We start from the raw sequence: 15,380 nt of genomic DNA, 5'->3' as shown, positions 1-15,380 counted from the left end.
CACCGGGGCCGGGAGGGACACGATCCAGGCAAGAATCTCGGCATAATCCGGGGACATCCGGTGCGGAATGATCTCGCCGGTCTGCGCGTCCAGGGCGCATCCGGCAACAGAACGGGCATGGACATCCAGGCCGACGCTTGTACGCTCAAACATAGCTGGAACCTCCAATTTCAAATGTGGCTCTACCTGTTCGCCAAGTGTGGCAGGCAACCCACGTCCCGCTTTGAAAAGGAGGTTCCAGCCCGAAAAACCCGGCTACCTCATATCGTCTAGCCGCCCCTTCGATCCGTTATCGGTTCATGCGATCCGCGTAGCGATCCATGCGATCCGCATGTTTATCCCCGGAGAAACTGCGGGGACAGGGCGGAGACCGGAGACGCGGCGGACACCCGGGGAAGGAGTCTCCGCTTCATCCAGGGATAGCGCCCTGCCTCCCACCAAGGCGTCGGGCTGCACATACACACCCGTCTCGCCGAAGCCGGCCAGGAAATGGGAGCCCAGACTCCACCAGGGAGTCGAGCGATGTCTCCGTCCCACTCCCAAAGCCTCGGTACGCCGGAGCCGTGGCCAGGACGACGGCGGGTGGGAGCCTTCCGGAAATCGTCGGCGGCACCGGTCTCGCCGGCGTCAGGGGCAGAGAGCAACAAAAAGGGAGGGTCTGTTTCACGTGAAACAGACCCTCCCGGAGAACTCAGCGAATCGCGCGCTAGCTGGGCGCGCCTGGCGTCAGGACGTCCATGATGCGGTTCAGGTCCTCGACGCTGGCGAACTCGATGCTGACGCGACCCTTGCGGGCACCAAGCGAGATCTTGACATTCGTATCGAGGCGGTCGGACAGCGACGACGCCAAGTAGTCCAGGCGCTCGTGGCGGGCTCCCGGCCGCGGAATGTTGTTCTTGGCCGGCGAGGCGGGGCTCTGGTACAGAGTCACGGCCTCTTCGGTCGCCCGGACCGACATGCCCTCCGAAACAATCTTCTGCGCCAGGCGTTCCATGGCCGCGGCGTCCGGAAGCGCCAACAGCGCGCGGGCGTGCCCCGCGGAGATTACGTTTGCCGCAACCCGGCGCTGCACCAGCGGGGGCAGCTTCAGCAGCCGCAGGGTGTTAGACACCTGGGGACGCGAACGTCCGATCCGATCCGCGAGTTGTTCGTGCGTAGTCCCAAAGTCCTCGAGCAGCTGCTGGTAGGCCGCCGCCTCTTCCAGCGGATTCAGCTGGCTGCGGTGCAGGTTCTCCAGCAATGCGTCGCGAAGGAGGTCGTCGTCGGTGGTGTCACGGACAATCGCGGGGATAGTTTCCAGGCCCGCGGCCTGTACTGCACGCCACCGTCGTTCACCCATGACGAGCTCATACGGTTCGCCACCCTCTTCGGTTGAGGTACGGACCACAATTGGCTGGAGGACGCCAATTTCCCGCACGGAGTGCACCAGCTCCGCCATGTCGTCTTCATCGAAGACCGACCGGGGCTGCTTGCGGTTGGGGTGGATGTCCGTGACCGGGATTTCGGCAAACCTGACACCGGGCACCTCTACGAGTTCAACAGATCCCTCGTCGCTGTGCTCGGGCGTGGAGTCAAACGCCAGCTGCTCGCCGGCGTCGGCCGCTTTGGCAGCAGCGGGCGCCGACTTCGAGGCAGCCGCCTTCCGGGCGGGAGTTTTCTTGGTCGCTGCGGGGGCAGTCACGTCGACTTTGCCGGCAGCTGCGTCGACGTCAGCTCCTGCGGCTTCCGTGGTGTCACCGGTCAGATCAGACCGACCGCCGTTGTTGACGGGTGTGGACTCCGGCTCCTTGGCCTGCGCGGCATTGGTGTCCGGGAGCGCCTCGGCGTCGGCTGTCTTTTTTCGGGCTTCAGGAAAGAAGAGGTCCACGGGCCGGGATGGGGCAGCACCGTTTCCGGAGGCGTTAGCCGCGGCGGAACTTGGAATGAGTGCGCCAAGTCCACGGCCGAGGCCGCGTCGCTTATCGCTCATGGATAAATCCCTCCAGTGGAAGAGCCGGGATTCACCTGGCTCTGGTTAGTGCAATTCTCGAAAAAATTCTAACGTTCCGCGATTTCCGCGGCGGCTTCCAGGTAGGACAGGGCACCGCTGGAAGAAGGATCATACGTCATGACAGTTTGCTGGTAGCTCGGTGCCTCGGAAATACGCACCGACCTCGGCACCACAGCGCCGAGCACCTGCTTCGGGAAGTGCTCCCGGACCTCGGCTGCCACCTGGGCAGCGAGATTCGTGCGGCCGTCATACATGGTCAGCAGAATCGTGGAGACAACCAGATCGGCGTTCAGGTGCTTCTGGATCATCTCGATGTTCTTCAGGAGCTGGCTGAGGCCTTCGAGGGCGTAGTACTCGCACTGGATCGGGATGAGAACTTCGCCAGCCGCGCAGAAAGCGTTTACCGTCAACAGCCCGAGGCTCGGCGGGCAGTCGATGAAGATGTAGTCCAGCCGCTCCTCGCCATTCTTGGCGCGCTCCTTGGAGTACACATCGATTGCCCGGCGCAGCCGCTGCTCGCGGGCCACCAGGCTGACGAGTTCAATTTCGGCACCGGCAAGATGAATGGTGGCGGGCGCACAAATCAGGTTGTCGATGTCGGGGCACGGAGCCACGACGTCCTTCAGCGGGACATCGTTGATCAGCACATCGTAGATGCTGTCAACATCGGCGTGGTGTTCGATTCCCAGGGCGGTCGAGGCGTTGCCCTGCGGATCGATGTCGATCACGAGGACGTTCAGGCCGGCGGCCGCCAGCGCGGCGGCGATGTTCACGGTCGTCGTAGTCTTGCCGACGCCGCCCTTCTGGTTGGAAACGGTGAAGACCCGGGTTTTCTCCGGTTTGGGGAGCTGCCGGCCCAGCAACCGCTCGCGGCGCTTGTTTTCGTGCGCGAGTTCGCGGGCGATGGGGCTGGAGTCGTCGATGGAATCCAGCACGTTCCCCGTGTGAGGGAGGGATGTTTCACGTGAAACACCGGCCATCCCGGTCGCCTTAGCAACCGAAGCCGTGTGATTTCCGGAGTAGTCAAAAGATACTGCAGGAGCCGTAAACGCCCGTGCGGACCCCAGGGACACAAACGGCGGGATCCGTTGTGTGGAGGCTTCGCTACTGCTCACTATGACACGCTCACTCTCATTCGGCTCTTACTGCCGGTTACTAGCCTAACCTCTTCCCCTCAGACTCCCCGGGCACCGGGGCCGGTGCTAGGTAATCTTTTGAGGCTTGTTCACTACGATTCGCACAACGGTGGTGGGTTCCTCCAACAGGTCTTCACCCACCACCACCACGGACGTCTGAATGCCGCCCAGTTTGCGGATAACCTTGGCGGCCTTTTCGATTTCTTCGCCGGCACTGCGTCCCTTGATGGCGACGACTTCGCCCTTGCCGGCCAGGAGCGGAATGGTCAGCCCGGCGAGATTGGACAGCGCAGATACCGCGCGGGCCGTCACGACGTCGGCGTTCACGAGTCCCACCGCGAGTTCCGCGCGGGTGCGCATGATCGTGACGTTCTCGAGGCCAAGATCGTCAACCACTTCCTGGAGCCAAATGACACGGCGCTCCAGCGGTTCGATCAGGGTCAGTTCCAGGTCCGGCCGGGCGATGGCCAGGCACAGTCCGGGCAGGCCGGCTCCGCTGCCGACGTCGGCCACATGGCTTCCGTGGGCAATCTGGCTCTCGATGACGGCGCAGTTAAGCACGTGCCGGCTCCAAAGCCGCGGCACTTCGCGGGGCCCGATCAGGCCCCGTTCGGTCCCGGACGTCGCCAGGTGCTCGACGTAGCGTTTCGCCAGTTCCAAGCGGTCACCGAAGATGGACTCTGCTGCCTTGAGTTCTGGGGCGGTAATTTCAACCATCAAGCTAGTCAACGGTTCAGTCTGCGGAGACAACGATGTGCCGGTCGGCACCTTCGCCTTCGGACTCGCTCACGAGTCCCAAGTCGGCGACGGCGTCGTGCACGATCTTGCGCTCGTAGGCGCTCATCGGAGCCAGGGCAACTGCCTCGCCGGAATCCTTCACAGCGGCGACGGCGTCTTCCGCGATCTTCTGCAGATCGCCGGCACGCTCGGCACGGTAGCCGTTGATATCCAGCACCAGGCGGGACCGGTTCTCCGTAGCGGAGAGGACCGCGAGCCGCGTCAGCTCCTGGAGGGCCTCAAGGACCTCGCCGTCAGGGCCCACCAGGCTGTCCAGCCCGGCGGCTTCTTCTTCGGCGACGATCGAGATATAGGTGCGGCCGTTGCGGACCTCGATGTCGATGTCGCCATCGATGTCGGCGATGTCCAGAAGTTCCTCGAGGTAGTCCGCGGCGACGTCGCCTTCTTCTTCGAGGCGGCTGGCGGAAACGCTCTTGCCGGTGCCGGCCTCCGCGCCCTGTGAGGAGTCCTCGGCTGCGTTTTGGGCGTCGTCCCGGTCGTCGTCAAACTCGGCGGAAATAGCGTGTTCGGTGCTCTCGGCGGACATTACTTCCTCTTCCTGTTCTTACGTTGCGGCTGGACGCGCTGGGTCTTGGCTTCGACGGCGGCCGCGGCGGAGGCCTCGGCTGCCTCGGCGTCGGCCTTCTTGCCGCCCAGGAGGGGCAGGGCGGGCAGGCCCTTGGCGGCGCGGCGGTCGGCGAGGGCCTTGGCGGCCGGGGATCCGGGCGTGGGCATGCGGCGGATCACGAAGAACTGCTGTCCCATGGTCCAGAGGTTGGTGGTGGTCCAGTAGATGAGGACACCGATGGGGAAGTTGATGCCACCCACGCCGAAGACGATCGGCAGGATGTAGAGCATCATTTTCTGCTGGCGCATGAACGGGCTCGCGAGGGCCTCTTCGGACATGTTTTTGGCCATGATCTGCTTCTGGGTGATGAACTGCGAGGCCGTCATGGCCAGGATCATCACGATGGAGAGAACCCACACGGCAACTTCGCCGCCTGCGGTACTGCCGTGGAGCAGGGAGGCAGAGAGAGGGGCACCGAAGATGGTGGATTTATCGAACTGCTCGACCTGTTCGGCGCTCATGGCGCCGATGCCCTTGCCGCTGGTGGCCGCTGCCGTGATGCCGGAGAGGACCTGGAAGAGGGCAAAGAAGAACGGCATCTGGATCAGCATGGGCAGGCAGGCCGAGAAGGGGTTGGTGCCGTGCTTCTTGTACAGGGCCATCTGCTCCTGCGCCATGGCCTGGCGGGAGAGCTGGTCGGTCTTGCCCTTGTACTTGTCCTGCAGCTTCTTCAGATCCGGCTGCAGGAGCTGCATGCCCCGCTGGGCCTTGATCTGCTTGACGAACACGGGAATCAGGGCGGCACGGATCACCAGCACCAGCCCGATGATCGACAGGGTCCACGTCCAGCCGCTGGCGGCGGGCATGCCGATGGCGCTCAGGCCATCGTGGAAGACCACCATGATGGCGGACACAAGCCACTTGAACGGAAACATGATTGTTTCAAAGAAGTCCATACGATATCCCTATTCGTTAGGCCGCAGAGCGGCCTTCTCCATCAGTCTGAGCAGCCAGGTACTTGTCCGGATTGTTCAGCACAACAATTGTGGGGGTGCGGTCTGCGGGCCACTCGCATTTACCGGCGGGGACATGGTCCACACCACCGGCATTCCAGGGATGGCAGCGCAACAGGCGCCTGGCAGCCAGCCAGCTTCCCTTCACCGCGCCGTGGACGGTGATCGCTTCAAGGGCATAGGCCGAGCAGCTGGGGAAGAAACGGCAAACCTGGCCGTACAGCGGTGATATCACCTTGCGGTACGCCAGGAGCAACAGAATGAGGACATTGCGGGGCAAGTTCCAGACTGCCCGGCCCAACCATGCTGCTGCGGATTTTGCGGGAGGGACGACGGCGGCAGTTGAGTTATGCACGCGGGGTCCCTTCCTGTGTCGTCTCGTTAGAACCTGGTGAAGCAGCCTTCGGAAGGCGGTTGCCCAGCCGTTTCATGGTCGTTTCCAAAGCGGTGTCATAGTCGGCGAGCAGCTGGTCCCAGCTGGCTCCCGCCGCGGCGGGCAGGGCCCGGACCACAATGGCGAACCCGCTGCCGTATTTCTGCAACGACAATGCACCGGCTTCTCTCAGTCTCCTCTTAACGAGGTTCCTGACAACAGCGTTCCCGACACTCTTGGAAACGATGAATCCGATCCGGCTTGGTTCATCGGCAGCAATAGCTGCCGTATATAACACTACGTTCCGGCGTCCATTGCGGACACCGGAACGTACAGTTGTTGAAAAATCGGTTGATGTCCGCAGACGGTTCCTGGTGGCTAGCACCGTTCAACTCGCACAGGGATGTGGACCGACGAGTCAGTTATTTAGGCCGACAGTTCGGTGCGGCCCTTGCCACGACGGGCTGCCAGGATGGCACGGCCGGCACGGGTACGCATACGAAGGCGGAAGCCGTGCTTCTTGGCTCGACGGCGGTTATTCGGCTGAAAAGTCCGCTTGCTCACGTTAGTTACTCCAGTGGATCAAAGGTGCGCCCACCCGATCAAGGGGAAGAACTGGCCGACGCTAAGTTTTGGTATGTGCCGCTTACCTCTGTAATTCACGCAACGCGGGGCGTCAGGAGAGATTCAGATGAGGCGAAAAGCGTACACATGGGACTTCACAACGTTAGGGCTTGCCGACCTCCCGAGTCAAACCGGGGGTCGCTCCGCAGGCTATCCCCAGCTGTGGCTAACTGCTCCCGCAGCCTGTGGATGAAGTGCGTCACGCGCCCCATTTGAGAACCACAACGGTGTAATTATCCACAGGACTCAACCCAGCTATCTTCTGGCGTTTTCATCCCCTACAGTGTCTCAGTAACCCCTTATCCACGGACTGTGCATAACCCTGTGGATTGAGCCGGCCGGTGGACAGCTCCGGACCGCGCGGATGCACGTAATGCAGGCCAGCAAGTTTGAGGAACTGATTGATGACAGTAGACGAAGCCAACCAAGCCAACACTGTCGGAAGTTCCTGGCGGCGGGTAGTGAGCCTCCTGGAGAACGACCACCGTGTCTCTCCCCGGCAGCGCGGCTTCGTCATCCTCGCCCAGGCGCAGGGGCTGATTGGTTCCACCCTCCTGGTGGCGGTCCCCAACGAGCTCACCCGCGAGGTGCTGCAGACCCAGGTCAAGGAAGCCCTCGACGACGCCCTCCGCAGCGTGTTCTCCGACGAAATCCGCTGCGCGATCGACGTCGACACGGATCTGGTGCCGCTGCACACGGAGCCCGAACCCGCCGTCGAACTTTCCCTGGCCGCCGACCCGACCGTGGAGTTGAAGCCGCAGCCCATGCTGCCCAGCACCTCGCACGAATTCGGCCGCCTGAACCCGAAGTACGTCTTCGACACCTTCGTGATCGGGTCCTCCAACCGGTTCGCCCACGCAGCCGCCGTGGCTGTGGCCGAGGCACCGGCGAAGGCCTACAACCCGCTGTTCATCTACGGCGACTCCGGACTCGGCAAAACCCACCTGCTTCACGCGATCGGCCACTATGCGCGCCGGCTCTACAGCGGGATCCGGGTCCGCTACGTCAATTCCGAGGAATTCACCAACGACTTCATCAACTCCATCCGTGACGATGAAGGCACCAGCTTCAAGACCACGTACCGCAACGTGGATGTGCTGCTGATCGACGACATCCAGTTCCTGGCCGGCAAGGACCGGACGCTGGAGGAGTTCTTCCACACCTTCAATGCCCTGCACAACAACAACAAGCAGGTGGTCATCACCTCGGACCAGCCGCCGAAACTGCTCGCCGGCTTCGAGGACCGCATGAAGTCGCGCTTCGAATGGGGCCTGCTGACCGACATCCAGCCGCCCGAACTGGAGACCCGCATCGCGATCCTCCGGAAGAAAGCCCTCAGCGAGGGCCTCTCCGCGCCCGACGATGCGCTCGAATACATCGCCTCCAAGATTTCCAGCAACATCCGCGAACTTGAGGGCGCCCTCATCCGCGTCACGGCCTTCGCCAGCCTGAACCGGCAGCCGGTGGATGTGGCCCTGGCCGAGATGGTGCTCAAGGACCTCATCACCGACGACGGTGCCCAGGAGATCACCTCGGCCCAGATCCTCACGCAGACGGCCGACTACTTCAAGCTCAGCATGGAAGAACTCTGCAGCAAGTCGCGCACCCGCACGCTGGTGACCGCCCGGCAGATCGCGATGTACCTGTGCCGGGAGCTGACGGACATGTCCCTGCCCAAGATCGGGCAGGAGCTGGGCGGCCGCGACCACACCACCGTGATCCACGCCGACCGCAAGATCCGCGAACTCATGGCCGAGCGCCGGGTCATCTACAACCAGGTGACCGAGCTGACCAACCGGATCAAGCAGCAGCAGCGTAATTCCTGAGCCATCGGCCGGCGCACTCTTACCTTATTAACAGGGCCCTGTGGACAACCCTGTGGATACTTAAGGGGACAACCGCGGTTAATGGGCTTAAAACCCTTAACGCGCCTGTGGATTGGCCAGCCGTCCAAAAATCTTGTCCCCATCCACACCCTGTTTAAAACCTGCTCCGCCCACAGCCCATGAACAGGGCTTAACCGCGGGATCGTGCGGCAGGATCGAGTTATCCACAGTTTCCACAGCAGTTATTAACACTACTAATCCCAAGAAAATGAAATTCCCTCAAACAACAATCTCCTTCCCACCTCCGAGCAGCGCCCAGGCCCGTTCCGGACCGGCGCAGGAGACCGGCCCCGCGAACAACACTGATGTAACCCGGGGATGGGAGAAACGCTCACCTTGGGGCTAAGCTGTCTGCAGTGCGTCCGTCCCGGACATCTTTTGTGGTCCCTACCGGGCCATGGGGCCCGGGGTAGGCGGACGATTCCCTTGTTGACGGAATTCGGCGTCCCTGCCGAGGTCCGCCCCAGCTTGAGCAGTTTCAGCGATTTTCAGCACTAACAGCAGCAATGAAAGGCGGCACCCTTCCGTGAAGTTCAGAGTCGAACGGGACGTCCTGGCAGAAGCCGTGACATGGACCGCCCGGTCGTTGTCTCCGCGGCCGCCCGTTCCCGTACTTTCAGGCCTGCTCCTGAAAGCTGAAGCCGGTACCGTCAGCCTTTCGAGCTTCGATTACGAGACCTCCGCGAGGCTCGAAATCCCTGCTGACATCAGCGCCGAGGGCACGATCCTGGTATCGGGCCGCCTGCTCGCGGACATCTGCCGCAGCCTGCCCTCCGCCCCCGTCGAGGTCGAAACCGACGGCAACAAGGTCACGCTCACCTGCCGCCGCAGCAGCTTCCACCTGGCCACGATGCCCGAGGCCGAATACCCGCCGCTGCCGGCCCTGCCGACGATCAGCGGCACCGTGCCCGGCGATTCGTTCGCTCAGGCCGTATCCCAGGTGATCATCGCGGCCAGCAAGGACGACACCCTGCCGATCCTGACCGGCGTGCGGATGGAAATCGAGGACGACCTCATCACCCTCCTGGCCACCGACCGCTACCGCCTGGCCATGCGGGAAGTCCCGTGGAAGCCTGCGACTCCGGGGATCTCCACGAGCGCCCTGGTCAAGGCCAAGACCCTCAACGAAGTGGCGAAAACCCTGGGCAGCAGCGGCGACATCAACATCGCCCTCGCCGACGACGACAGCCGGCTGATCGGCTTCGAGAGCGGCGGCAGGACCACCACCTCGCTGCTGGTGGACGGCGATTACCCGAAGATCCGTTCGCTCTTCCCGGACTCCACCCCCATCCACGCCACAGTGCAGACCCAGGAACTGGTCGAAGCCGTGCGCCGCGTCTCGCTCGTGGCCGAACGCAACACGCCTGTCCGGCTCGCTTTCACCCAGGGCCAGCTGCACCTGGATGCCGGCACCGGTGAGGACGCCCAGGCCTCCGAGGAGCTCGAAGCCCAGTTGTCCGGTGAGGACATCACCGTGGCCTTCAACCCGCACTACCTGATCGAGGGCCTGAGCGTCATCGAAACCAAGTTCGTGCGCTTCTCCTTCACCACCGCACCCAAGCCGGCCATGATTACGGCCCAGCAGGACGCCGAAGGCGAGGACCAGGGCGACTACCGCTACCTCGTCATGCCTGTCCGGCTGCCCAACTAGCCCGCCACCGCTGTGTTCCGGACCGCCGGAACACAGCCCCTGCGGGCTGTCACGGCCGTCCCCAACGAAGCACCCCAGCGCAGAAAAGAGTTCATCTAAGTGCACATCGGACTAATCGGCCTTGGAAAAATGGGCTTCAACATGCGCGAACGGCTGCGCAACGGTGGGATTGAGGTCACCGGATTTGACCGCAACCCCGACGTTGCCGACGTCGCCACCCTGGACGAACTCATCGCAGCCGTCCCGGCGCCGCGGCTCATCTGGGTCATGGTCCCCTCGGGGGAGATTACCGACGCAGTGATCACCGAACTGGGCACCAAGCTCGACGCCGGTGACCTCGTGATCGACGGCGGGAACTCCCGCTTCACCGAAGACCAAAAGCACGGCGCCGCACTGGCCGAAAAGGGAATCCGCTTTGCGGACTGCGGTGTGTCCGGCGGAGTCTGGGGCCTCCAGAACGGCTACGGCCTCATGGCGGGCGGCGATGCGGCAGATATCGAACGGGCCCTCCCCGTCTTCGACGCGCTCCGTCCCGCAGGCGACCGGGCCGACAGCTTCGTGCACGTCGGCGGCGTGGGGGCCGGCCACTACGCCAAAATGGTCCACAACGGGATCGAATATGGCCTGATGCAGGCCTACGCCGAGGGGTACGAACTCCTGGCCGCCAAGGAGATCGTCGCCGATCTTCCCGGCACTTTCCGGGCCTGGCAAAAGGGGACCGTTGTCCGCTCCTGGCTCCTGGACCTCATGGTCAAGGCCCTCGACGAGGATCCCGGACTGGAATCGATCTCCGACTACGTCGAGGACTCGGGCGAAGGCCGCTGGACCGTCGAGGAGGCAATTGCCAACGCGGTGCCGGCCCCGGCGATCACGGCTGCGCTGTTCGCCAGGTTCTCCTCCCGCGAGGACAACTCGCCGGCCATGAAGATGGTCTCGGCGCTGCGCCACCAGTTCGGCGGCCACGCGACCCGGCCGGCCAAGTAATCCTGCCCGGCAAATTAATCCTTCCTGTGAAGTCCTGAATCCCGCGTGTACCTAGAAAAACTCTCGCTCACAGATTTCCGCAGCTACGCCCAGGTCGATCTCAGCCTCGAGCCCGGAGTCACCGTCCTGGTGGGCTCCAACGGCATCGGCAAGACCAACCTGATGGAAGCGATCGGGTATCTGGCCACGCTCAACTCGCACCGGGTCAGCACGGACGCGCCGCTGCTGCGGTTTGGTGCCGAGCGGGCCATGATTCGGGCCAAACTGGTCCGCGGTGAGCAATCGACCGTGCTGGAACTGGAAATCAACGCGGGCCGGGCCAACCGTGGACGGATCAACCGGAGCAACCCGGTCCGTGCCAGGGACCTGCTCGGCATCTGCCAGACGGTCCTCTTCGCGCCGGAAGACCTGGCCCTGGTAAAGGGCGATCCGTCCAGCCGCCGCCGGTTCCTGGACGAGCTCTTGGTCAGCCTCATGCCGCGCCACGCCGCAACCAGGAGCGACTACGACCGGGTCCTGAAGCAGCGCAACGCGCTGCTCAAGTCGGCCCGAGCCGGAAAGTTCAGCACCGGGCACGAGGCAACGCTCGATGTCTGGGACCAGCACATGGCCCGGGCGGGGGCCGAGCTGCTGCACGCGCGCCTGGAGCTCGTGGACCGGCTGCAACCGCACCTGAAAAACGCCTACGCGCAGCTGACCGACGGGTCCAAGGAGGCCACTGCGGTGTACCGTTCCACGCTGCAGGACAGCCTGGACGACGACGGCGCCACCTCAAGACCAGCGGAGTCCGGCCCGGCGGACGGCGCCGGTGCGGTGACTGGCAGCGATGCCGGCGCGGCCGCACCGGTGGAGGACCTGCGCCTGCTCTCCGTCGAACAGCTCACCGACCGCTATATCCAGGCCTTCGCCGCAGCCCGGCGCAAGGAACTGGAACGGGGCATTTCGCTGGTCGGGCCGCACCGCGATGAGCTTGAGCTCGTGCTTGGCTCGGCACCGGCCAAAGGCTACGCCTCACACGGGGAAACCTGGTCCATGTGCCTGTCACTGCGCCTGGCCTCCTACTACGTCATGCTCGACGACGCCCGCACGGGCGGGTCGCCCCCGATCCTGATCCTGGACGACGTTTTTGCCGAACTCGACGTGCAGCGGCGGCGTAAACTGGCGGCAATAGTATCCGGCGCCGAGCAAGTGCTGGTCACTGCCGCCGTCGAGGACGATATCCCGTCGGAGCTGACCGGACGGCGGGTGAAGGTCATCCCGGGAGGAATCGATGAGCAGGGAAATCGATGAATAAGGATACCGACGGCGGCCTGCAGCCCGGCCGTGACCCCGACGACATCGACGCCGCGCAGGCCGCATTGAACCGGATGCGAGACGCCGCCGCGGCCCGGGGCGAAATCCGGCGGGCGGTGCCGCGCTCCGGTGCCGGCAGCCAGAAACCCGCCCGCGCCGCCCGGGGAACCCGCGGGTTCTCCCAATTCCACGGCACCGGCAGGGATCCGCTGGGCCTCGGAAAGGTCGTGGGACGCCTCGTGGCCGAACGCGGCTGGAGCTCGCCGGTGGCCGTCGGCTCAGTCATGGCGCAGTGGGCCGTGCTGGTGGGCCCGGAGATCTCGGCGCACTGCACCCCCGAGAGTTTTACCGACACCACCTTGCATGTGCGGACCGATTCCACGGCTTGGGCAACCCAGCTGCGGCTGCTGAGCAGCAGCCTGCTGGAAAAGTTCCGAACCGAGCTTGGCGACGGCGTTGTCACCAGCATCCAGGTGCTCGGACCCGCCGCCCCGAGCTGGCGCAAGGGCCTCCGGACGGTCAATGGCCGCGGTCCCCGCGACACGTACGGATAGCCCAGGGCCCTTGGCGGGCCCCGGATCTGAAGCACTTCTTGCAAAAACCCTTGAAAAATCCGCAAGCGGCGTGTAGGGCGCTTGAACGCCCCGGACTCGTATAGGAACCCTAGGGCTGGACCCCGAAAGCCTTGCAGGGGGAGCCAGCGCCCTCCCAGCGGCACTTTCCCGCCCGTTTGGCGCCGTGGAATGCGGGTTTGGCCCCTATAACACGATAGAATCGGTGTAGATAACTGGGCGCCGGTGAAGCGTTGACTGAGTCCGTTTCCGACGCAATTTCAGCGTGCGGTGGACGGGATCCCCAAGTCAGCGGAAACACCCGGCGTCGTCAGTGACGTGCCTGTTGGCAGGAGCCTTTTCCACGGAAGGGGCAACGGCCGGCCTTCAACGAACATAGAGGAGTCGAAAGCGCCTGTGGCTAACGACAATGCAGAGATCCCGGCAGTGGAAGACGTAGCGGAAGCGGTGGAACAAGAAGCTGCGGCAGCGGCGCCGTCGGGGACCGCGACATCGCGGGAATACGGCGCCAGCGACATCACCGTACTTGAAGGCCTGGAAGCTGTCCGGAAACGTCCCGGCATGTACATCGGCTCCACCGGCCCCCGCGGTCTCCACCACCTGGTCTATGAGGTGGTGGACAACTCGGTGGACGAGGCCCTGGCCGGCTACTGCACGCACATCGAAATCGTGCTGCAGGCCGACGGCGGGGTCAAGGTGGTCGACAACGGCCGCGGCATCCCCGTGGATATGCACCCCACCGAGCACAAGCCCACAGTGGAAGTCGTCATGACGATCCTGCACGCCGGCGGCAAGTTCGGCGGCGGCGGATATGCCGTCTCCGGCGGACTGCACGGCGTCGGCATTTCGGTGGTCAACGCGCTCTCCAGCCGGGTCGACACCGAGGTCCGCCGCCAGGGACATGTCTGGCGGATGTCCTTCGCCGACGGCGGCAAGCCGCAGGGCGGCCTGGTCCAGGGCGAGGAAACCACCGAGACCGGCACCACCCAGACGTTCTACCCCGATGCCAGCATCTTCGAGAGCACCGATTTCGACTTCGAAACACTGCGGGCCCGTTTCCAGCAGATGGCCTTCCTCAACAAGGGCCTGCGGATCACGTTGACGGACGAGCGCCGCGCTCCGGAGGAACCGTCCGAGGACGACGACCTGGACCTGGACACCGTCCCCACCGAAGGCGAAATCCCCGCGGAATTCCACACCGTGGTCTACCAGTACGACGACGGCCTGCTGGACTACGTCAAGCACCTGAACTCCGGCAAGAAGGTTGATGTGGTCCACGAGGACGTCATCGCCTTCGAAACCGAGGACACGGAACGGCACATTGCCCTTGAAATGGCGATGCAGTGGACCAACGCGTACTCCGAGAGCGTCCACACCTACGCCAACACGATCAACACGCACGAGGGCGGCACCCACGAAGAGGGTTTCCGCGCCGCGATGACTTCACTCATCAACCGCTACGCGCGGGAGAAGAACATCATCAAGGAAAAGGAAGACAACCTCACCGGGGACGACATCCGCGAGGGCCTGACGGCTGTCATTTCCGTGAAACTCTCGGAGCCGCAGTTCGAGGGCCAGACCAAGACCAAGCTCGGCAACTCCGAGGTCAAGGGCTTTGTCCAGCGCGTTGTCACCGACGGCCTGGGCGACTGGCTCGAGCGCAACCCCGGCCCCGCCCGGGACGTCATCCGCAAGGCCATCTCCGCCGCCCAGGCCCGCATGGCCGCGCGGAAGGCCCGGGACAACGCCCGCCGCAAGAGCCCGCTGGAATCCTTCGGCATGCCCGGCAAGCTGTCCGACTGCTCCTCGAAGAACCCGGAACTGTGCGAGGTCTACATCGTGGAGGGTGACTCGGCCGGCGGTTCCGCCAAGCGCGGCCGCAACCCGGAGACCCAGGCCATCCTGCCGCTGCGCGGCAAGATCCTGAACGTGGAACGGGCCCGCCTGGACAAGGCGCTCGGCAATGCCGAGGTCCAGTCCATGATCACGGCCTTCGGCACCGGCATTGGCGAAGACTTCGACATCGCCAAGCTGCGATACCACAAGATCGTGCTCATGGCCGATGCCGACGTCGACGGCCAGCACATCACGACGCTGCTGATGACGCTGCTGTTCCGCTACATGCGCCCGCTGATCGAAAACGGCTATGTCTACCTCGCGCAGCCGCCGCTGTACCGGATCAAGTGGTCCAACGCCCCGCACGATTACGTCTACAGCGACCGCGAACGCGACGCGAAGCTGCTCTCGGGCCAGGCCGCCGGCCGCCGGATCCCCAAGGACAACGGCATCCAGCGCTACAAGGGCCTCGGTGAAATGGACTACACGGAACTGTGGGACACCACCATGGACCCGGACCACCGGACGCTGCTGCAGGTCACGATGGACGATGCCCTGGCGGCAGACCAGATCTTCTCGGTGCTGATGGGCGAGGACGTTGAATCGCGCCGAAACTTCATTCAGCAGAACGCCAAGGACGTTCGGTTCCTGGACATTTAGGGGCCACCCCGCCCCGA

General features: G+C 63.9%; 14 protein-coding genes and 1 pseudogene. 6 read left to right on the top strand and 9 right to left on the bottom strand.

The features are described 5' to 3' along the window. From C566_RS23490 to rpmH, 9 genes and pseudogenes are all read right to left on the bottom strand, one after another. A pseudogene (locus tag C566_RS23490) lies at positions 1 to 153 on the bottom strand (IS110 family transposase); the annotation flags it as partial. Between the two features lie 553 nt (positions 154 to 706). Next, positions 707 to 1,969 (bottom strand): ParB/RepB/Spo0J family partition protein, encoded by a 1,263-nt coding sequence (locus tag C566_RS0117620; protein ID WP_026266814.1) that lies wholly within the window; start codon positions 1,967 to 1,969, stop codon positions 707 to 709. Positions 1,970 to 2,037: 68 nt separating this feature from the next. Then, positions 2,038 to 3,105: a ParA family protein gene (locus C566_RS0117615; protein WP_081627369.1), complete on the bottom strand. Its 1,068-nt coding sequence runs from the start codon at positions 3,103 to 3,105 to the stop codon at positions 2,038 to 2,040. An 87-nt stretch (positions 3,106 to 3,192) separates the two neighbouring features. Beyond that, positions 3,193 to 3,843: a 16S rRNA (guanine(527)-N(7))-methyltransferase RsmG gene (gene rsmG, locus C566_RS0117610; RefSeq protein WP_018775676.1), complete on the bottom strand. Its 651-nt coding sequence runs from the start codon at positions 3,841 to 3,843 to the stop codon at positions 3,193 to 3,195. A gap of 16 nt (positions 3,844 to 3,859) precedes the next feature. Further along, the gene (locus C566_RS0117605; protein WP_018775675.1) at positions 3,860 to 4,450 is read right to left on the bottom strand and encodes a Jag family protein; all 591 of its coding nucleotides are present in this window, start codon (positions 4,448 to 4,450) and stop codon (positions 3,860 to 3,862) included. Then, a complete protein-coding gene (gene yidC, locus C566_RS0117600) occupies positions 4,450 to 5,427 on the bottom strand; it encodes a membrane protein insertase YidC (RefSeq protein ID WP_018775674.1) in 978 nt (325 codons plus the stop codon). Before yidC ends, C566_RS0117605 begins: the two co-directional genes overlap by 1 nt. Positions 5,428 to 5,443: 16 nt before the next feature. Then, positions 5,444 to 5,839 (bottom strand): membrane protein insertion efficiency factor YidD, encoded by a 396-nt coding sequence (gene yidD, locus C566_RS0117595; RefSeq protein WP_026266812.1) that lies wholly within the window; start codon positions 5,837 to 5,839, stop codon positions 5,444 to 5,446. Next, positions 5,832 to 6,242: a ribonuclease P protein component gene (rnpA, locus tag C566_RS0117590; RefSeq protein WP_026266811.1), complete on the bottom strand. Its 411-nt coding sequence runs from the start codon at positions 6,240 to 6,242 to the stop codon at positions 5,832 to 5,834. The genes yidD and rnpA overlap by 8 nt, the downstream gene beginning before the upstream one ends. A 41-nt stretch (positions 6,243 to 6,283) precedes the next feature. Further along, positions 6,284 to 6,421: a 50S ribosomal protein L34 gene (rpmH, locus tag C566_RS22490; protein ID WP_003800212.1), complete on the bottom strand. Its 138-nt coding sequence runs from the start codon at positions 6,419 to 6,421 to the stop codon at positions 6,284 to 6,286. 464 nt (positions 6,422 to 6,885) lie between these two features. On the opposite strand from rpmH, the gene dnaA reads away from it, so the two are divergent. The 6 genes from dnaA (at position 6,886) to gyrB (ending at position 15,363) form a co-directional block, all read left to right on the top strand. After that, entirely contained in the window at positions 6,886 to 8,307 is a 1,422-nt protein-coding gene (dnaA, locus tag C566_RS0117585; RefSeq protein WP_018775671.1) for a chromosomal replication initiator protein DnaA, read from the top strand. Between the two features lie 586 nt (positions 8,308 to 8,893). Then, positions 8,894 to 10,018 carry a DNA polymerase III subunit beta gene (gene dnaN, locus C566_RS0117580; protein ID WP_018775670.1) on the top strand — a complete coding sequence of 375 codons (1,125 nt, stop codon included), beginning with the start codon at positions 8,894 to 8,896 and terminating at the stop codon, positions 10,016 to 10,018. Positions 10,019 to 10,117: 99 nt separating this feature from the next. Beyond that, positions 10,118 to 11,002 (top strand): phosphogluconate dehydrogenase (NAD(+)-dependent, decarboxylating), encoded by an 885-nt coding sequence (gnd, locus tag C566_RS0117575; RefSeq protein ID WP_026266810.1) that lies wholly within the window; start codon positions 10,118 to 10,120, stop codon positions 11,000 to 11,002. 45 nt (positions 11,003 to 11,047) lie between these two features. Then, positions 11,048 to 12,292, top strand: a complete 1,245-nt coding sequence (recF, locus tag C566_RS0117570; protein WP_018775668.1) for a DNA replication/repair protein RecF — start codon at positions 11,048 to 11,050, stop codon at positions 12,290 to 12,292. Next, positions 12,289 to 12,849, top strand: a complete 561-nt coding sequence (locus C566_RS0117565; RefSeq protein ID WP_018775667.1) for a DUF721 domain-containing protein — start codon at positions 12,289 to 12,291, stop codon at positions 12,847 to 12,849. The genes recF and C566_RS0117565 overlap by 4 nt, the downstream gene beginning before the upstream one ends. 414 nt (positions 12,850 to 13,263) lie before the next feature. Then, complete coding sequence (gene gyrB / locus C566_RS0117560; RefSeq protein WP_018775666.1) at positions 13,264 to 15,363, top strand: DNA topoisomerase (ATP-hydrolyzing) subunit B; 2,100 nt, start codon at positions 13,264 to 13,266, stop codon at positions 15,361 to 15,363. The last annotated feature ends 17 nt before the right edge of the window (positions 15,364 to 15,380 follow it).

The organism is Arthrobacter sp. 131MFCol6.1 (assembly GCF_000374925.1).
Lineage (GTDB): Bacteria > Actinomycetota > Actinomycetes > Actinomycetales > Micrococcaceae > Arthrobacter.
This window is presented reverse-complemented; position numbering and strand designations above follow the sequence as displayed.